Annotated in this window: 11 protein-coding genes; 3 read left to right on the top strand and 8 right to left on the bottom strand. The window is 74.5% G+C overall.

The features are described 5' to 3' along the window. Nucleotides 1-70 precede the first annotated feature (70 nt). The gene (gene purH / locus ACFYZS_RS17125) at nucleotides 71-1,660 is read right to left on the bottom strand and encodes a bifunctional phosphoribosylaminoimidazolecarboxamide formyltransferase/IMP cyclohydrolase (protein ID WP_389012486.1); all 1,590 of its coding nucleotides are present in this window, start codon (nucleotides 1,658-1,660) and stop codon (nucleotides 71-73) included. Next, nucleotides 1,657-2,280, bottom strand: a complete 624-nt coding sequence (purN, locus tag ACFYZS_RS17120) for a phosphoribosylglycinamide formyltransferase (protein WP_389012483.1) — start codon at nucleotides 2,278-2,280, stop codon at nucleotides 1,657-1,659. The genes purH and purN overlap by 4 nt, the downstream gene beginning before the upstream one ends. A gap of 322 nt (nucleotides 2,281-2,602) precedes the next feature. On the opposite strand from purN, the gene ACFYZS_RS17115 reads away from it, so the two are divergent. Beyond that, nucleotides 2,603-3,223, top strand: a complete 621-nt coding sequence (locus ACFYZS_RS17115) for a hypothetical protein (RefSeq protein WP_389012480.1) — start codon at nucleotides 2,603-2,605, stop codon at nucleotides 3,221-3,223. A 15-nt stretch (nucleotides 3,224-3,238) separates the two neighbouring features. Here the strand turns inward: ACFYZS_RS17115 and ACFYZS_RS17110 are convergent, their stop codons facing one another. Then, entirely contained in the window at nucleotides 3,239-4,927 is a 1,689-nt protein-coding gene (locus ACFYZS_RS17110) for a DUF6350 family protein (protein ID WP_389012478.1), read from the bottom strand. A 123-nt stretch (nucleotides 4,928-5,050) separates the two neighbouring features. Between ACFYZS_RS17110 and ACFYZS_RS17105 the strand changes: the two genes are divergently transcribed. Continuing rightward, nucleotides 5,051-6,667 (top strand): helix-turn-helix domain-containing protein, encoded by a 1,617-nt coding sequence (locus tag ACFYZS_RS17105; RefSeq protein ID WP_389012475.1) that lies wholly within the window; start codon nucleotides 5,051-5,053, stop codon nucleotides 6,665-6,667. An 88-nt stretch (nucleotides 6,668-6,755) separates the two neighbouring features. Here ACFYZS_RS17105 and sucD read toward each other — a convergent pair whose 3' ends face one another. From sucD to ACFYZS_RS17080, 5 genes are all read right to left on the bottom strand, one after another. Then, on the bottom strand, nucleotides 6,756-7,646 hold the full coding sequence (gene sucD / locus ACFYZS_RS17100; protein WP_030864229.1) for a succinate--CoA ligase subunit alpha: 891 nt from the start codon (nucleotides 7,644-7,646) through the stop codon (nucleotides 6,756-6,758). A 21-nt stretch (nucleotides 7,647-7,667) separates the two neighbouring features. Further along, a complete protein-coding gene (sucC, locus tag ACFYZS_RS17095) occupies nucleotides 7,668-8,846 on the bottom strand; it encodes an ADP-forming succinate--CoA ligase subunit beta (RefSeq protein ID WP_389012472.1) in 1,179 nt (392 codons plus the stop codon). 362 nt (nucleotides 8,847-9,208) lie between these two features. Continuing rightward, entirely contained in the window at nucleotides 9,209-10,357 is a 1,149-nt protein-coding gene (locus tag ACFYZS_RS17090) for a VWA domain-containing protein (RefSeq protein ID WP_389012470.1), read from the bottom strand. Between the two features lie 79 nt (nucleotides 10,358-10,436). Further along, nucleotides 10,437-12,698 (bottom strand): DUF5682 family protein, encoded by a 2,262-nt coding sequence (locus ACFYZS_RS17085; RefSeq protein WP_389012467.1) that lies wholly within the window; start codon nucleotides 12,696-12,698, stop codon nucleotides 10,437-10,439. After that, the gene (locus ACFYZS_RS17080; RefSeq protein ID WP_389012464.1) at nucleotides 12,695-13,801 is read right to left on the bottom strand and encodes an AAA family ATPase; all 1,107 of its coding nucleotides are present in this window, start codon (nucleotides 13,799-13,801) and stop codon (nucleotides 12,695-12,697) included. The genes ACFYZS_RS17085 and ACFYZS_RS17080 overlap by 4 nt, the downstream gene beginning before the upstream one ends. Nucleotides 13,802-13,934: 133 nt before the next feature. Here ACFYZS_RS17080 and ACFYZS_RS17075 point away from each other — a divergent pair, with 133 nt between their 5' ends. Then, nucleotides 13,935-15,269: an SWIM zinc finger family protein gene (locus tag ACFYZS_RS17075; protein WP_389012461.1), complete on the top strand. Its 1,335-nt coding sequence runs from the start codon at nucleotides 13,935-13,937 to the stop codon at nucleotides 15,267-15,269. Nucleotides 15,270-15,377 lie beyond the last annotated feature (108 nt).

Below are 15,377 nucleotides of genomic sequence, written 5' to 3'. Positions count from 1 at the left end.
TGGAGCGCACCACGGCGAAGGCCGCCACCCGCAAGGGGTGGCGGCCTTCGCCGTGTTCGGGGAGCCGGACTCAGTGGAAGAAGTGCCGGGTCCCGGTGAAGTACATGGTCACGCCGGCCGCCTTCGCGGCCTCGACGACCTGCTCGTCACGGACCGAACCGCCCGGCTGGACCACGGCCTTGATGCCGGCGGCGGTCAGGATCTCCAGCCCGTCCGGGAACGGGAAGAAGGCGTCCGAGGCGGCGTACGAGCCCTGCGCGCGCTCGGCGCCCGCCCGCTCCACGGCCAGCTTCGCCGAGTCGACGCGGTTGACCTGGCCCATGCCGACGCCGACCGAGGCGCCGTCCTTGGCGAGCAGGATCGCGTTGGACTTGACGGCCCGGCAGGCCTTCCACGCGAAGGCGAGCTCGGCGAGCTCCTCCGGGGAGAGGGCGTCGCCGGTGGCGAGGGTCCAGTTGGCTGGGTCGTCGCCCTCGGCCTGGAAGAGGTCGCTCTGCTGGAGCAGCGCGCCGCCGGAGATCGGCTTCAGGTCACCGGGCTGGTGCGGGGTGCCGTCGACCTTGAGGACGCGGATGTTCTTCTTCTTGGCCAGGATCTCGACCGCGCCGTCCTCGTACGCCGGGGCGGCGATGACCTCGGTGAAGATCTCCGCGACCTGCTCGGCGAGCTCGACGGTCACCGGGCGGTTGACGGCGATGACGCCGCCGAAGGCCGACAGCGGGTCGCAGGCGTGCGCCTTGCGGTGCGCGGCCGCGACGTCCGCGCCGACGGCGATGCCGCACGGGTTGGCGTGCTTGATGATCGCGACGCAGGGCTCTTCGTGGTCGTACGCGGCGCGGCGGGCGGCCTCGGTGTCCACGTAGTTGTTGAAGGACATCTCCTTGCCGTGCAGCTGCTCGGCGTTGGCGAGCCCGCCCGGCTGGCCGTCGGTGTACAGGGCGGCGGCCTGGTGCGGGTTCTCGCCGTAGCGGAGGGTGGACTTGCGGTCCCAGGCGCCGGCGAGGAACTCGGGGAGCACGGCCTCCGGCTCCGGGGCGTACGCATTCGTGAACCAGGAGGCCACGGCGACGTCGTAGGCGGCGGTGTGCTGGAAGGCCTCGGCGGCCAGCCGCTTGCGCGCGGTGAGGTCGAAGCCGCCGCCCTGGGCCGCGGCGAGGACGTCGGCGTACCGGGCGGGGCTGGTGACGACGGCGACCGAGGGGTGGTTCTTGGCGGCGGCGCGGACCATCGACGGACCGCCGATGTCGATCTGCTCGACGCACTCGTCGGGGGTGGCGCCGGAGGCGACGGTCTCCCGGAAGGGGTAGAGGTTGACGATCACCAGGTCGAAGGGCTCGATGCCGAGCTCGGCGAGCTGGTTCTCGTGGTCCTCCAGGCGCAGGTCGGCGAGGATGCCGGCGTGCACGCGCGGGTGCAGGGTCTTGACCCGGCCGTCCAGGCACTCGGGGAAGCCGGTGAGCTCCTCGACCTTGGTGACGGGCACGCCGGCCGCGGCGATCCTGGAGGCGGTGGAGCCGGTGGAGACGAGCGCGACGCCCGCCTCGTGCAGGCCGCGGGCCAGCTCCTCCAGTCCCGTCTTGTCGTAGACACTGACGAGCGCGCGCCGGATCGGTCGCTTCGACGAGCTCGACGAGGTGGTGCTGCTCTCTACGGCGGTCACTGGATTGTTACCTTTCGTCCCTCAATGCGGTAGCCGTGCCGGGCCAGGCGCCCCACGACGTCGACGAGCAGCTGGCGCTCGACTTCCTTGATGCGCTCGTGCAGAGCGGCTTCGTCCTCCCCGTCCCGGACCTCGACCACACCCTGGGCGATGATCGGACCGGTGTCCACGCCGGCGTCCACGAAGTGGACCGTGCAGCCGGTGACCTTCGCGCCGTAGGCGAGGGCGTCGCGCACGCCGTGGGCCCCCGGGAAGGCCGGGAGGAGGGCGGGGTGCGTGTTGACGAAGCGGCCGCCGAAGCGGCCGATGAACGAGGCGCCCACGATCTTCATGAACCCGGCGGACACGACGAGGTCCGGCGCGTGGGCGGCGGTCGCCTCGGTGAGTGCGGTGTCCCACTCCTCGCGGGTCGCGTAGGCCTTGACCGGGCACACGAAGGTGGGGATCCCGGCCTTCTCGGCCCGCTCCAGGCCCGCGATGTTCTCGCGGTCGGCCCCCACGGCGACGACTTCGGCGCCGAAGCCCTCGGCTCCGCCGGGATGGGCGTCGATGGCGTCGAGCAGGGCCTGGAGGTTGGTGCCGGAACCGGAGACCAGCACGACCAGGCGGGAGGCGGCCATGGGAGGCCCTTTCTGCGGGAATGCGTCCATACGCACGTCGCGCACCCTCACGCGACGGCATACATCTTGTGTGATCAGACGAAAGCAGGGTGCCCGTGAATACGGGTGACCCTACGAAGCCGCCGACCGCCTGCAACGATACCGGCACACCGGACGGCCCCCGAGGGACGGGGGGACGGCCGAGGGGTAGCGTCTGGCATACAAGCCGCATACGGCGCGGTGCGCAGCACCGTGCCGCACGTCAACAGCCCTTCGACGCACGCCGCTCAAGAGGCCCACGACGTCCTCGGACGTCCACGACACAGGGGAAGTAACGCACTCGATGCCGGATCGCCGCCAGCCCGACTCCTCCACCGACGACAACCCCTTCGCGGCTCCCCCGGAGGGCCGGCCCGACCAGCCGTGGCAGCCGCGCGACAGTGGCGACGGCGGCCCGGGCCGGGATCCCGGATCCGGCCCCGGCGGCCCGGCGCGCTGGGACCCGACGGACCCGGTCCAGCGGCGCGCCCGGTACGCGCTGCTGGCCGGCATGTGGGGCTTCTTCTTCGGGATCTTCGGGATCCCGTCGGTGGGCCTGCTGCTCGGCGCGCTGGCCATGTACTGGGGGATCAGCGGACTGCGCGGGAAGCCGGCCGCGTCCGCGTCCTCCTCCTCGGCCGCGGTGGACGCCCTGACGGGCCGCGCTCCCGCCCCCGACCCCGCGCCCCAGGGGGGCCTGGCGGCCCTGGGGCCGGCGGCGCGCCCGCAGCGGACGGCCGCGATCGGCGGGCTGGTGACGGCCTCGCTGGCGATCCTGCTGGCGCTGAGCTCGTACGGCCTGCAGCTGGCCTACAAGGACTTCTACGTCTGCCGCGAGGACGCCCTCACGAAGTCGGCGGAGCTCCAGTGCAACAACCTGCTGCCGGACAACGTGCTGGGCAAGATCCTGAAGGTGCAGCAGTAGTCGCAGCGGCGCCGGTCAGGCCTGCGGCTTGCGGCGGGGCAGTACGCGGGCGCCGGACACGGGCGGGACGAGGGGCCGGGGCGCCGCGCGCGGCGGCTCCGCCGGCTCCGGCGGCCCCGCCGGTTGCGCCGGTTGCGCCGGCCCCGCCGGTTGCGGGACCAGAACCGGAGCCGGGGCCGGAGCCGGGGCCGGAGCCGGAGCCGGGGCCGGAGCCGGCGTCAGGTTCAGGTGAATCCCCGTCACGACGGTGAGCCGGCGGGGCGGTTTGGGTGCGGCGGCCGGGGCCGGATCGGCCGGGGCCGGGGTCTGGACCCGGGGCGGGTCCTGGGCCAGGTCCGGGACGAGGGCGCCCGCCGCCCGGCGCAGGGCCTCCCAGCGCAGTTCCCGTACGCCGCTGTCGTGCCACTCGTCCTCCGCGTCCAGCGCGAGGGCATCCGCCTGCCGGGCGGGCCGGGTCCGCCAGGAGTGCACCGCCACCGCGACCGGCACCGCCGGGAGCAGGGTCCAGGCGAAGGCCGCCGCTCCGGTCGCCCACCACACCGGGCCGAAGCTCGCCAGCCCCCGCGAGCCGAGCGGCCCCGAGGCGGCCGCCGCGAGCCCGGCCAGCAGCAGCGCGCACACCAGCGCGCCCAGAGCCGCCGTCAGGGCGGTTTCCCGGTACGAGACTTCACGCGCCCGGCGTACGGCGAACCACCCGACTGCCAGCCCGGCCAGCAGCGCCACCCCGGTGGTCGCACAGGTCAGCAGGGTTCCGGGCCCCTCGGGCGGCAGCGCCGCCAGCAGCGGGAACCTCGGGAGCGCGGGCGAGCCGGCGAAGCCGAGCGGGGTCGCGGTCGCGCCGGCGCCGAGGGCGAAGCCGGGGCCGAGGGCGTAGGCGGCGCCCCAGACCATGGCGTTCGGGAGCAGCGCGAGGGACAGGAGCAGGACCGCGAAGCGGCCCGACCAGACCCCGGTCAGCGCCAGGAAGGACGCCTGCACCTCGGCGGCGTGCCAGGCCAGCGAGGCCCCGACGAGCAGCGCGCCACCGCCCAGCAGTACGAGGGCCCCGGCTGCTCCGGCGCGCAGCGCGAGGGGATAGCGGGGGCGGGCGGCGGCCCGGCGCACGGCCCCCGGAACCCACTGCGGCAGCGGCCCGACGGGGCGCCCCTTGGCCGCCCATACCCCGCCGGCGGCGGCGAGCACGGCGACGAGCGGTACGTGCCAGGCGGCGCTGAGGGGGTCGGCGGGCATCGGACCGGCGGCGGCGTAGACGGTCGCCAGGGAGCCGACGGAGAGATATCCGCAGGTCACGGCCGAAAAGACGGCGGAGGCGGGCAGCACTTCATCCCCGTCGCCACCATCCCCGGAGGCGCTGCCGAGCCGCGCCGCCCGGCGCATGAGCAGGGCGGGCAGCGCGACGAGCAGCAGCGGGGTCACGCCGACGGGTGCCGGCACCCCGGAGAGGGTGTCGTACCGGACGAGCTCGGTCCCGTGGGCGAGCAGCCAGAGCCCGGCGGCCAGGTGCAGGGCGCCGCCGGGGCCGCTGTCGGGGTAGGGGGAGCTGATCCAGAGCACGATGACGAGCACGGCGAGGAAGCCGAGCCCGAGCCCGGCGGCGACGGCCCCGCCCAGCACGCAGGCGGCGGCGGCCGGCGAACGGCGCCGCCCGGCGGCGGCCCGGGGGGCCGCCGGCAACGGGGTCCCGCGTTCGGTCACTTGGGTCACCCCGCCATGGTGCCAACGACACGCGCTATGGGCGGGTAACAGGCGAATGTCCGTGGTGTCGCTCAATATACGTTTTATGTACTTTTCCGCCCAGGTCTGTCGGCAGGTCACGGGGAGTGTGGCATGACAGAGAGCGTCGAGGAGCCGAGGCTCCCCTCGCCCAAGGAACGCCGCAGACTGCGCGAGGCGGCGGGTCTGACGTACGAGGCCGTCGCGACGGCGGTGGGCGTCAGGGCCAACACGGTCCGCTCCTGGGAATCGGGCCGCACCCACCCCCGGGGCAGCAAACTCGATGCCTACGCCGCTCTCCTGGGCTCCCTGGCGGCCCCGGCACCCGCCGCCGGTCCGACAGGCACGGACGCCGCGGCGCCGGACGCGGCAGCACCGGAGGCCGCAGCACCGGACGCGGCCCCGCCGGACGCCGCAGCACCCGCCCGAGCGGACTCGACGGCCGACCCGGGTGACGCCCCGTCCGATCCGGGTGCCGAGGCGGACGCGCGGGGCGAGGCCGCGGTGTGGATGCTCGGGGCCCTGCGCCCCTTCGGCATGAGCGGGCACGGACGGCCGGCCCCGCCGCCGCCCGTGGCCGTGCCCCGGCACGAGGCGGGGTTCACCGTCCGGGCAGCCGCCCGGGCCATCGGCACGCCCGGCCCCGGAACCTCCTGGCCGACCGCCCCCGCCGAAGCGCGGGCCCGGGCGGGCGACGGGCACGCGTCCGCTCCGGCGGGCGGGCAGGCGCCCACCGGAGCCACCACATCCGGGGCCGGCGGGCACCAAGGACACCCGGTCGGCCCGGAGGGCGGGCCCGCACCCGGCGGGGCGGCCGGGCAGGTACCCGCCGAAGGCGCGGCCGGCGAAGTCGGCGGGGCCGAGCCGGAGTCCGGCGAAGCCGGTGGGCAGGCGGCCGCCGCGGCGCCGGCGCCGGCGCCCGGACCCGGGGCCGTGTTCGATGCCCTGTACCAGTACTCCGCACCCGCGCTCGCGCGCCAGGCGTACCTGCTCACCGGCCGCCGCCGGCTCGCCGAGGAGGCCGTCGAGCGGGCCTTCCAGCAGGCCTGGGCCCGGTGGCCCGAGGTGGCGGCCGATCCCGACCCGGTGGGCTGGGTGCGCGCGGCCGCGTACGAGTACGCCCTCTCCCCCTGGCACGCGTTCCGCCGCGCGCACAAGCACCCCGACAAGGCCCCCGCCGCGCCCGCCGACCGGATCCTGATGGACGCCATGCTGGCGCTCCCGCCGGCCCACCGCCGTACCGTCCTGCTCTACGACGGCGTCGGGCTCGACCTCCCCGACACGGCCGCCGAGACCGAGGCCAGCACCCCCACCGCCGGCAACCGCCTGCTGCACGCGCACGGCGCCCTCGCCGACCGCATCCCGGAACTGGCCGCCGCGCCCCCCGAGAAGCAGTCCGCGGTGCTGCGCGAGCGGCTCGGCGCGGTCACTCCGGCCGTCCCGCTGGAGCCCCGCCCCGCGGTCACCGTACGCATGGCCGCCGAGTACCGCGCCACGCGCTGGACCCGCGTGTTCCTCGGCCTGACGGCCGTGATCGCCGTCGCGACCGCGTACACGACCGCGACCGCGCCCCGCCAGTACGAGCCCCCGATCGCGCCCGGCGCGAGCGTCTCCGGGGTCCCCCCGCTCGCTGGCCCCCAGCGGCTCACCGACGAGACCCGGCAGCTGCGCGAAAAGCTCCGCTCGCACCCGGCCCACCGGCCCGAGCGGATCGCCCCCAGCCTGGAGTGACAGCGCAAACGGGCGTGGCCCGCACCCCACTTCGGGGATGCGGGCCACGCCCGTACGACCGCACGCGTGCGTACGGCAGCGGCAAGCGCTACTTCGCGGCGTTCAGGATCTCGCGCGCCAGCTTGGCCGTCTCGGTCGGCGTCTTGCCGACCTTGACGCCGGCGGCCTCGAGGGCCTCCTTCTTGGCCTGCGCGGTGCCGGAGGAGCCGGAGACGATGGCGCCGGCGTGGCCCATGGTCTTGCCCTCGGGGGCGGTGAAGCCCGCGACGTAGCCGACGACCGGCTTGGTGACGTTCTTCGCGATGAAGTCCGCCGCACGCTCCTCGGCGTCGCCGCCGATCTCGCCGATCATGACGATGAGCTCGGTCTCCGGGTCGGCCTCGAAGGCCTCCAGGGCGTCGATGTGCGTGGTGCCGATGACCGGGTCGCCACCGATGCCGACGGCGGAGGTGAAGCCGATGTCGCGCAGCTCGTACATCATCTGGTAGGTCAGCGTGCCGGACTTGGACACGAGACCGATCTTGCCGGGCTTGGTGATGTCGCCCGGGATGATGCCGGCGTTGGACTGGCCGGGGGTGATCAGACCCGGGCAGTTCGGGCCGATGATCCGGGTCTTGTTGCCCTTGGCGGTCGCGTACGCCCAGAAGGCGGCGGAGTCGTGCACCGCGATGCCCTCGGTGATGACGACGGCCAGCGGGATCTCGGCGTCGATCGCCTCGACCACGGCGGCCTTGGCGAAGGCCGGCGGGACGAAGAGGACGGAGACGTTGGCGCCCGTCTCCTTCATCGCCTCGGCGACGGAGCCGAAGACCGGGACCTCGGTGCCGTCGAAGTCGACGGTGGTGCCGGCCTTGCGCGGGTTCACGCCGCCGACGATGTTGGTGCCGTCAGCCAGCATCAGCTTGGTGTGCTTCATGCCCGTGGCACCGGTCATGCCCTGGACGATGACCTTGCTGTCCTTGTTGAGGAAGATAGCCATGTGAGTCTGTGACCTCTGCCCTTACTTCGCAGCCGCGAGCTCGGCGGCCTTGTCGGCCGCGCCGTCCATGGTGTCCACGCGCTGGACCAGCGGGTGGTTGGCGTCCGAGAGGATCTTGCGACCCAGCTCGGCGTTGTTGCCGTCGAGGCGGACGACGAGGGGCTTGGTGACCTCTTCGCCCTTGTCCTTCAGCAGCTGCAGCGCCTGGACGATGCCGTTGGCGACCTCGTCGCACGCGGTGATGCCACCGAAGACGTTGACGAAGACGGACTTGACGTCCGGGTCGCCGAGGATGATCTCGAGACCGTTGGCCATGACGGCGGCGGAGGCGCCACCGCCGATGTCCAGGAAGTTGGCGGGCTTGACGCCGCCGTGGTTCTCGCCGGCGTACGCGACGACGTCGAGGGTGCTCATGACGAGACCCGCGCCGTTGCCGATGATGCCGACCTCGCCCTCGAGCTTCACGTAGTTGAGGTTCTTCGCCTTGGCGGCGGCCTCGAGCGGGTTCGCGGCCGCGTGGTCCACGAACTCCTCGTGGCCCGGCTGGCGGAACTCGGCGTTCTCGTCGAGCGAGACCTTGCCGTCGAGGGCGATGACGTCACCGGAGGCGACCTTCGCGAGCGGGTTGACCTCGACGAGGAGCGCGTCCTCGGCGATGAAGGTGTCCCACAGGGTCACGAGGACCTCGGCGACCTTCTCGGCGACCTCGGCCGGGAACTGCGCGAGCTCCACGATCTCGCGGGCCTTCTCGATGGTCACGCCCTCGTTGGCGTTCACCGGGACCTTGGCGAGCTTCTCCGGGGTCTCCTCGGCGACCTGCTCGATGTCCATGCCGCCCGCGACCGAGGCCATGGCCAGGAAGGTGCGGTTGGTACGGTCCAGCAGGTACGAGACGTAGTACTCCTCGAGGATCTCGGGAGCGGTCTCGGCGATCATCACCTTGTGGACCGTGTGGCCCTTGATGTCCATGCCCAGGATGTCCGTCGCGCGGGCGACGGCCTCGTCCGGGGTGGCGGCGAGCTTGACGCCGCCGGCCTTGCCGCGGCCACCGACCTTCACCTGCGCCTTGACGACCGACTTGCCGCCCAGCCGCTCGGTGGCCTCGCGAGCCGCCTCAGGCGTGTCGATGACTTCACCGGCCAGCACCGGTACACCGTGCTTGGCGAAGAGGTCCCTCGCCTGGTACTCGAACAGGTCCACGCGCGTCCGTCCCTTGTCTTCAAAGATTCGCAGTGATTCGCGGTTGTCTGCGTGGGCGTGCCGCGGAGGGCAACGTGACGGCGCTGTCACTAGGGAGGCGCACACGGTGACCGTGGACGCGGCATGTCCGTCCCGCAGGTTATCCCCGTGGGACGTGCGTCCCTAAATCGCAGATCACACCTGAGCGGTGATACCTGTCACAGATCCCCTCACGGTTGAGCTGGATATTCGTGCGATCCGCCAGGCGCCGCGGCGCCCGGCGGGGGTGGATTCCGGCCCCGCCGCGGGAGGGGTCGCGACCGGTCGGCGGGGCGGGACGCGGGGCCCGGCGGGAGGGGTCCGGCGGGGCGGCCGGGGGGTGGTCAGGGAACCGGCAGGGGGCGCTTCTCCAGGGCCGCGGCCATCACCTCCGGGAACAGGTCGGGGGTGCAGGCGAAGGCGGGGGCCCCAAGTGCCGCAAGGGCTGCGGCGTGCTCGCGGTCGTAGGCGGGAGCCCCCTCGTCGGACAGCGCGAGCAGCGCCACGAACTCGACGCCGGAGGCCTTCATCGCCGCGACGCGGCCCAGCATCTCGTTGCGTATGCCGCCCTCGTAGAGATCACTGATGAGGACGACGACCGTGTCGGCGGGACGGGTGATCTTGGACTGGCAGTGGGCGAGGGCGCGGTTGATGTCGGTGCCGCCGCCGAGCCGCGTGCCGAAGAGAACGTCGACCGGATCCGTCAGGTGATCCGTCAAGTCCACGACGGCCGTGTCGAAGACGACGAGCCGGGTCGCGAGCGCGCGCATCGAGGCGAGCACCGCGCCGAAGACGGAGGCGTAGACGACGGAGGCCGCCATCGAGCCGGACTGGTCGATGCAGAGGATCACCTCCTTCCGCACCGCCCGGGCGGTGCGCCCGTGGCCGATGAGCCGCTCGGGAACGACGGTCCGGTGCTCGGGCAGGTAGTTCTTCAGGTTCGCCCGGATGGTCCGGTTCCAGTCGATGTCCGCGTGCCGGGGACGGCTGGTGCGCGCGGAGCGGTCGAGGGCGCCGGTGAGGGTGGCCCGGGTGCGGGACGCGAGCCGCTTCTCCAATTGCTCCACCACCTTGCGGACGACCGCCCGGGCCGTCTCGCGGGTGGTCTCGGGCATGGCCTTGTTGAGGGAGAGGAGCGTGCCGACGAGGTGTACGTCGGGCTCGAGGGCCTCCAGCATCTCGGGCTCCAGGAGGAGGGAGGAGAGGCCGAGCCGCTCGATGGCGTCGCGCTGCATGATCTGGACGACGGAGCCGGGGAAGTACGTACGGATGTCCCCGAGCCAGCGGGCCACGTGCGGCGCGGACCCGCCGAGCCCCGCACCGCGCCGGCCGCCCTTCCCGTAGAGCGCCGAGAGCGCGGCGTCCATCCCGGCATCGCGCCCGCCGAGCGCGCAGCCGGTGCCGTCCTCCTCGCCGCCGAGCACCAGCCGCCACCTCCGCAGCCGCTCCTGCGCGGAGGCGTCCGCCGCTGCCGAATCCCCTGTACCGGTCATCTCCCCGTCCCCTTCCGCATCCGCTTCCGCTGCTTCGTGCCGTCCGCCGCCGACCCGGCCGCCCCGGCCCCCGTGGCGGTCACGGCGGCGGGCCGGAGAGGCCGGAGAGGAGGAGGCCGAGGACCGGGAGGACCGCGTCGGCGCGGGCCGGGTCCAGGGCGGGGCCGAAGCCCTCGGGGGCCCCGCCCGGTTCGGCACGCGGCGAGCGGCCCCGGCGCACCAGCTCGCCCAGGCTCCGCTTGACGCCCGGCCCGTAGGCCCCGAACGTCCGCCGCAGCAGCGGGAGCACGTCCGTGAAGGCCTGCTCCGGGATTCCGGCCAGCCAGGTGTCGATCAGCGCGAGCAGCCGCTCGTCGTGGACGAGGAGCGTGCCGTCCGCGGCGAAGCCCTCGATCCAGCCGGCCGCGTCGGGCGGCGCCGCCGCCGGGGACAGGGCCAGACCCATCAGGCGTGCCGCCTCCTCGGCCGGGAGGCGTCCCTCGTCCAGGAGCAGCCGGGCCGCCCGGCCGCGGATCGTCCCCGGCACCCTCTCCCGGCCGGCCAGCACCCGCAGCACCGCCGACCAGCGCTCCCGCAGGCCCTCCCCGTCCAGCAGTCCGATCGCGCCGTGCACGGCGTCCACATGGCCCCGCAGCTGCGCCGCCGCGTCCGCGTCCAGACCCGCCGCGCACGCGGGCGGCAGCGCCACGCATATCCGCTCCGCGAGTCCTTCCGCGACCGTGGCCAGCGCGGACGCGTCCGTCCCCCGTACGTCCCCGTAGCGCAGCGCACGGGCCAGCGCCGGCAGGGCCTTGGCGAGCCGCGCCACGTCGGTGTCCAGGGCGGCCCGGTCCGCCAGGGCCCGCAGTACGGCGGGCAAGGCGTCGGGGAGCCCGGCCAGCAGGCACCGCTCCGCCAGCTCCGTCACCTCGCCGAGCTCCGCCGCACCCGCCGCGTCCGACTCGGCCTTGGCGGTGGCGGCCGCCACCACCGTGGTGCCCCAGATCCCGGCTTCGGCGACCCGTACCGACAGCTCCGGCTCCCAGCGGAGCCGCCAGGTCTCGCGGAAGGTCCCCGTACTCCCCCGCGAGGCCGCCGGCGCTCCCCAGTCGATGCCGAGCAGCCGGAGCCGGTGCAGCAGCACGGACTTCGCCGCGTCGGTCTCCTTGCGCAGGTCCAGCTCCAGCTCGCGCTCCCGCGCCTCGGCCTTGAGCCGCAGCGAGCGCTGCTGCCGGGTCAGGTCCCGCTGCAGCGGGACGGCGGGGGCCCCGTCGGGGACCTCGCCGAGCACGTCCCCGACGACCAGGCGGTCCTCGATCAGCGCGAGCGGCACGTCGGAGCCGTCGCACATCACCGCCCGGGCCGCCTCCAGGGTCTCCGTCAGCCCGGGCAGCGGCCTTCCCCGCAGCGCGGCCAGCGTCCCGGCCAGCCGTACCGCTTCGATGACGTGCGCCGGGGAGACCTGCCGGTCCTCCTCCCGGAGCAGCCCGGCGACCTTGGTCAGCCAGCGCTCCACCGGCCGGTCCCGGGCGGCGAACAGGTGCGCGTACCAGCCGGGCGAGGTGATGCCCGCGCCGTACCCGCCGGCCCGGGCGAGCCGGCGGTGGGTCCAGGGGACCCACGCGGTCTCCACCTTGGCCTTCGGCAGCCCGGTCAGCAGCGCCCGGTCCGCGGCGGCCGTGGTCCTCGCGCTCAGCGCGGGCACGTGCCAGGCCCCGCACACCACGGCGTACGCGTCCCCGAACTCCCGGCGGGCGGCGCGCATCCGCTGCCGCATGTACGCCTCGCGCACCCGGTCCCGGGCGTGGCCGCCGTCCCCGTACGCCTCGCGCAGGGCGGCCATGGCCTCCCCGAGCACCTCGAACGCGCCGAGCGGATCCGCCGCCCCCGGGCCGCGGTGTTCGACCACGTCCTCCCACCAGCGTTCGGGGTCGTCGTACCCGGCGGTCTCGGCCAGCGCCGCGAGGGGATCCAGCCGTACGGAGTCGGCCTCGTCCGGGACGGCGGCGGTCCGCGCGGCCAGCGTGTGCGCGGCCGGGAGGTCGATGAACCGGACCGGAACCGGCACCTCCTGCTCCTGCGCCCAGCGGATGGCGACCCACTCCGGCGAGAACGCGGCCAGCGGCCAGAACGCGGCCCTGCCCGGATCGTCGGCGGCGTGCGCGAGCAGGGCGACGGGCGGGCGCATTCCGGGGTCGGCGGCCAGCGGAAGCAGCGCGTCCCCCTCCGGCGGGCCCTCGATCAGCACGGCCGCCGGCCGGACCGCGTCCAGGGCGGCCCGCACCGCGCGGGCCGAGCCCGGCCCGTGGTGCCGTACGCCCAGCAGCAGCGGCCCCCGCCGCTCGGCGAGCGGCCCGCTCATGCCGTCACCTCCCGGCAGGCGCGGTAGAAGTCCTTCCAGCCGTCCCGCTCGCGCACCACGGCCTCCAGGTACTCCTGCCAGACGACCTGGTCGGCCACCGGATCCCGGACCACGGCGCCGAGGATTCCGGCGGCCACATCGGAGGGGCGCAGGACGCCGTCCCCGAAGTGGGCGGCCAGCGCGAGCCCTCCGGTGACGACCGATATGGCCTCGGCGGTGGACAGCGTGCCGCTCGGCGACTTCACCTTCGTACGGCCGTCGGCGGTGACCCCGTCGCGCAGCTCGCGGAAGACCGTGACGACGCGGCGGATCTCCTCCAGGCCCTCGGGCACGGCCGGCAGTTCGAGGGAGCGGCCCATCTGGTCGACGCGGCGGGCGACGATGTCGACCTCGGCGTCGGCGGTGGCGGGCAGCGGCAGGACGACGGTGTTGAAGCGACGGCGCAGCGCGCTGGAGAGCTCGTTGACCCCGCGGTCGCGGTCGTTGGCGGTGGCGATGAGGTTGAAGCCGCGCACGGCCTGCACCTCTTGGCCGAGCTCCGGTATCGGGAGCGTCTTCTCGGAGAGGACGGTGATGAGGGTGTCCTGGACGTCTGCCGGGATGCGGGTGAGCTCCTCGACGCGGGCGGTCGAGCCCTCGGCCATGGCGCGCATGACGGGGCTCGGCACGAGGGCTTCGCGGCCGGGCCCGTGGGCGAGGAGGCGGGCGTAGTTCCAGCCGTACCGCAGCGCCTCCTCGGGGGTGCCGGCGGTGCCCTGGACGAGGAGGGTGGAGTCCCCGCTGACGGCCGCGGCCAGGTGCTCGGACACCCAGGTCTTGGCGGTGCCGGGAACCCCGAGCAGGAGCAGCGCGCGGTCGGTGGCGAGGGTGGTGACGGCGACCTCGACGACGCGGCGCGGGCCGACGTACTTGGGCGTGATGACGGTGCCGTCGGCGAGGGTGCCGCCCAGGAGGTAGGTCGCGACGGCCCACGGGGAGAGCTTCCAGCGCGCCGGGCGCGGCTTGTCGTCGGCGGCCGCGAGGGCTTTCAGTTCTTCCGCGAAGGCGTCTTCTGCGTGCTGGCGCAGCGCGTCCGCGCCCTTGTCGTTCTCGGGCATGGTCATGTCCCCCTCCAATGCTCGGCAGCCGTTCCCGGCCGCTGGAACAACCGTGCACCACGGCACTGACAACGCCCCTTCCCTACAACGTTGTTGCAGGTCAGGGCGATTGTCAGTGGGGGTCTCTACGGTGGAACACATGACTGAGCAGGGGGTCCGCTGGACAGCGGAACAGGTACTGGCCCTGGCTCCTGACGGCGCGTCGCGCACGTCGGGGGCCAGGCTGGGCAGGGCGGGTCCGTGGTCGCAGACCGGAGGTTCCGCTTCCGGTCTGGTGTGGGGTCTGTGCAAGGGCAGCGGCAGCACGCCGTACCGGACCGCCGTGGACGTGGGGGGCCCGGCGTACATGTGCTCCTGCCCGAGCCGGAAGTTCCCGTGCAAGCACGCGCTCGGGCTGCTGCTGCTCTGGTCGGCGGAGGGGTTCGGCGAGCCCGCCGGGGCGCCGGACTGGGCGGCGCAGTGGTCGGCAGGGCGGGCGGCGAGGACCGCGGGCCCGGCGGCCGCGCCGGGCGGACCGGCGGACGGGGAGGCGGCGAAGCGCCGGGCCGAGCGGAGGGCGGCCCGGATCGGGGCGGGGGTCGGCGAGCTGGAGCAGCGGCTGGAGGACGTGATGCGCGGCGGCCTGGCCGGCCAGCAGCAGGCCGGGTACGCGCCCTGGGAGGAGACCGCCGCCCGGATGGTCGACGCCCAGGCGCCGGGACTGGCGGCGCGGGTGCGGGAGTTGGGGACGATACCCGGTTGCGGTCCCGGATGGCCCGCCCGGATGCTGGAGGAGGGCGCGCTGCTGCACCTGCTGAACCGGGGTTGGCTCGGTTTGGCGGGCCTGCCGGAGCCGCTCGCCGCGACGGTCCGGAGTCGGGTGGGGCTACCGGTTTCCGCCGCGGAGGGGGAGGTCGTACGGGACCGCTGGCTGGTGCTGGCCCAGTACGACTCGGTGTCACCGGACGGCAGGCTCACCACCCGCCGGACGTGGATGCAGGGGCTGGGGAGCGGTCGCCCGGCCCTGGTACTGGACTTCGGACCGCCGGGACGGCCTCCGGCTCTGGCACTGCCCGTGGGGCTGGTAGTGGAGGCGGAAGTCCGCTTCCGGCCCGGTACGGCGGGGCTGCGGGCGGATCTCGGGGAGAGGTCCGCGGCGGCCGCACCGACCCGGGCCCCGGCCGGGGTCGGTACGGACGCGGCACTGGAGGCGTACGGGGCGGCGCTGCGGGAGGACCCGTGGCTCGACGCGTGGCCGGTGGTGCTGGGTCCGGTGATCCCGATACCGGGGGAAACGGGCTGGCAACTGGCCGACGCGGAGGGCGGCTCCGCGCTGCCGGTCGCCGGTGGCGGCGGGCCCCGGTCCGGGCTGTGGCAGCTGGCCGCGCTCTCGGGCGGCGGCCCGGTCACGGTGTTCGGCGAATGCGGACACCGCGGATTCACTCCGTTGGCGGCGTGGCATCCGGGCTGCCCGGAACCGGTCGCCCTGGGGTGACGGGGCCGGGGGGCCTCATAGGGGAGGAAACGTCAGCGCGGGGGCGCTGACGTGCACGAACGACGAAGCCGGGGGGCTTTTGTGAACGACAACCACGCAAGCTGAAGG

Origin of the sequence: Streptomyces sp. NPDC001903 (assembly GCF_042891345.1) — a bacterium.
Classification (GTDB): Bacteria; Actinomycetota; Actinomycetes; order Streptomycetales; family Streptomycetaceae; genus Streptomyces.
Note: the sequence above shows the minus strand (reverse complement) of the source record. Positions and strands in the feature narration are given on the sequence as shown.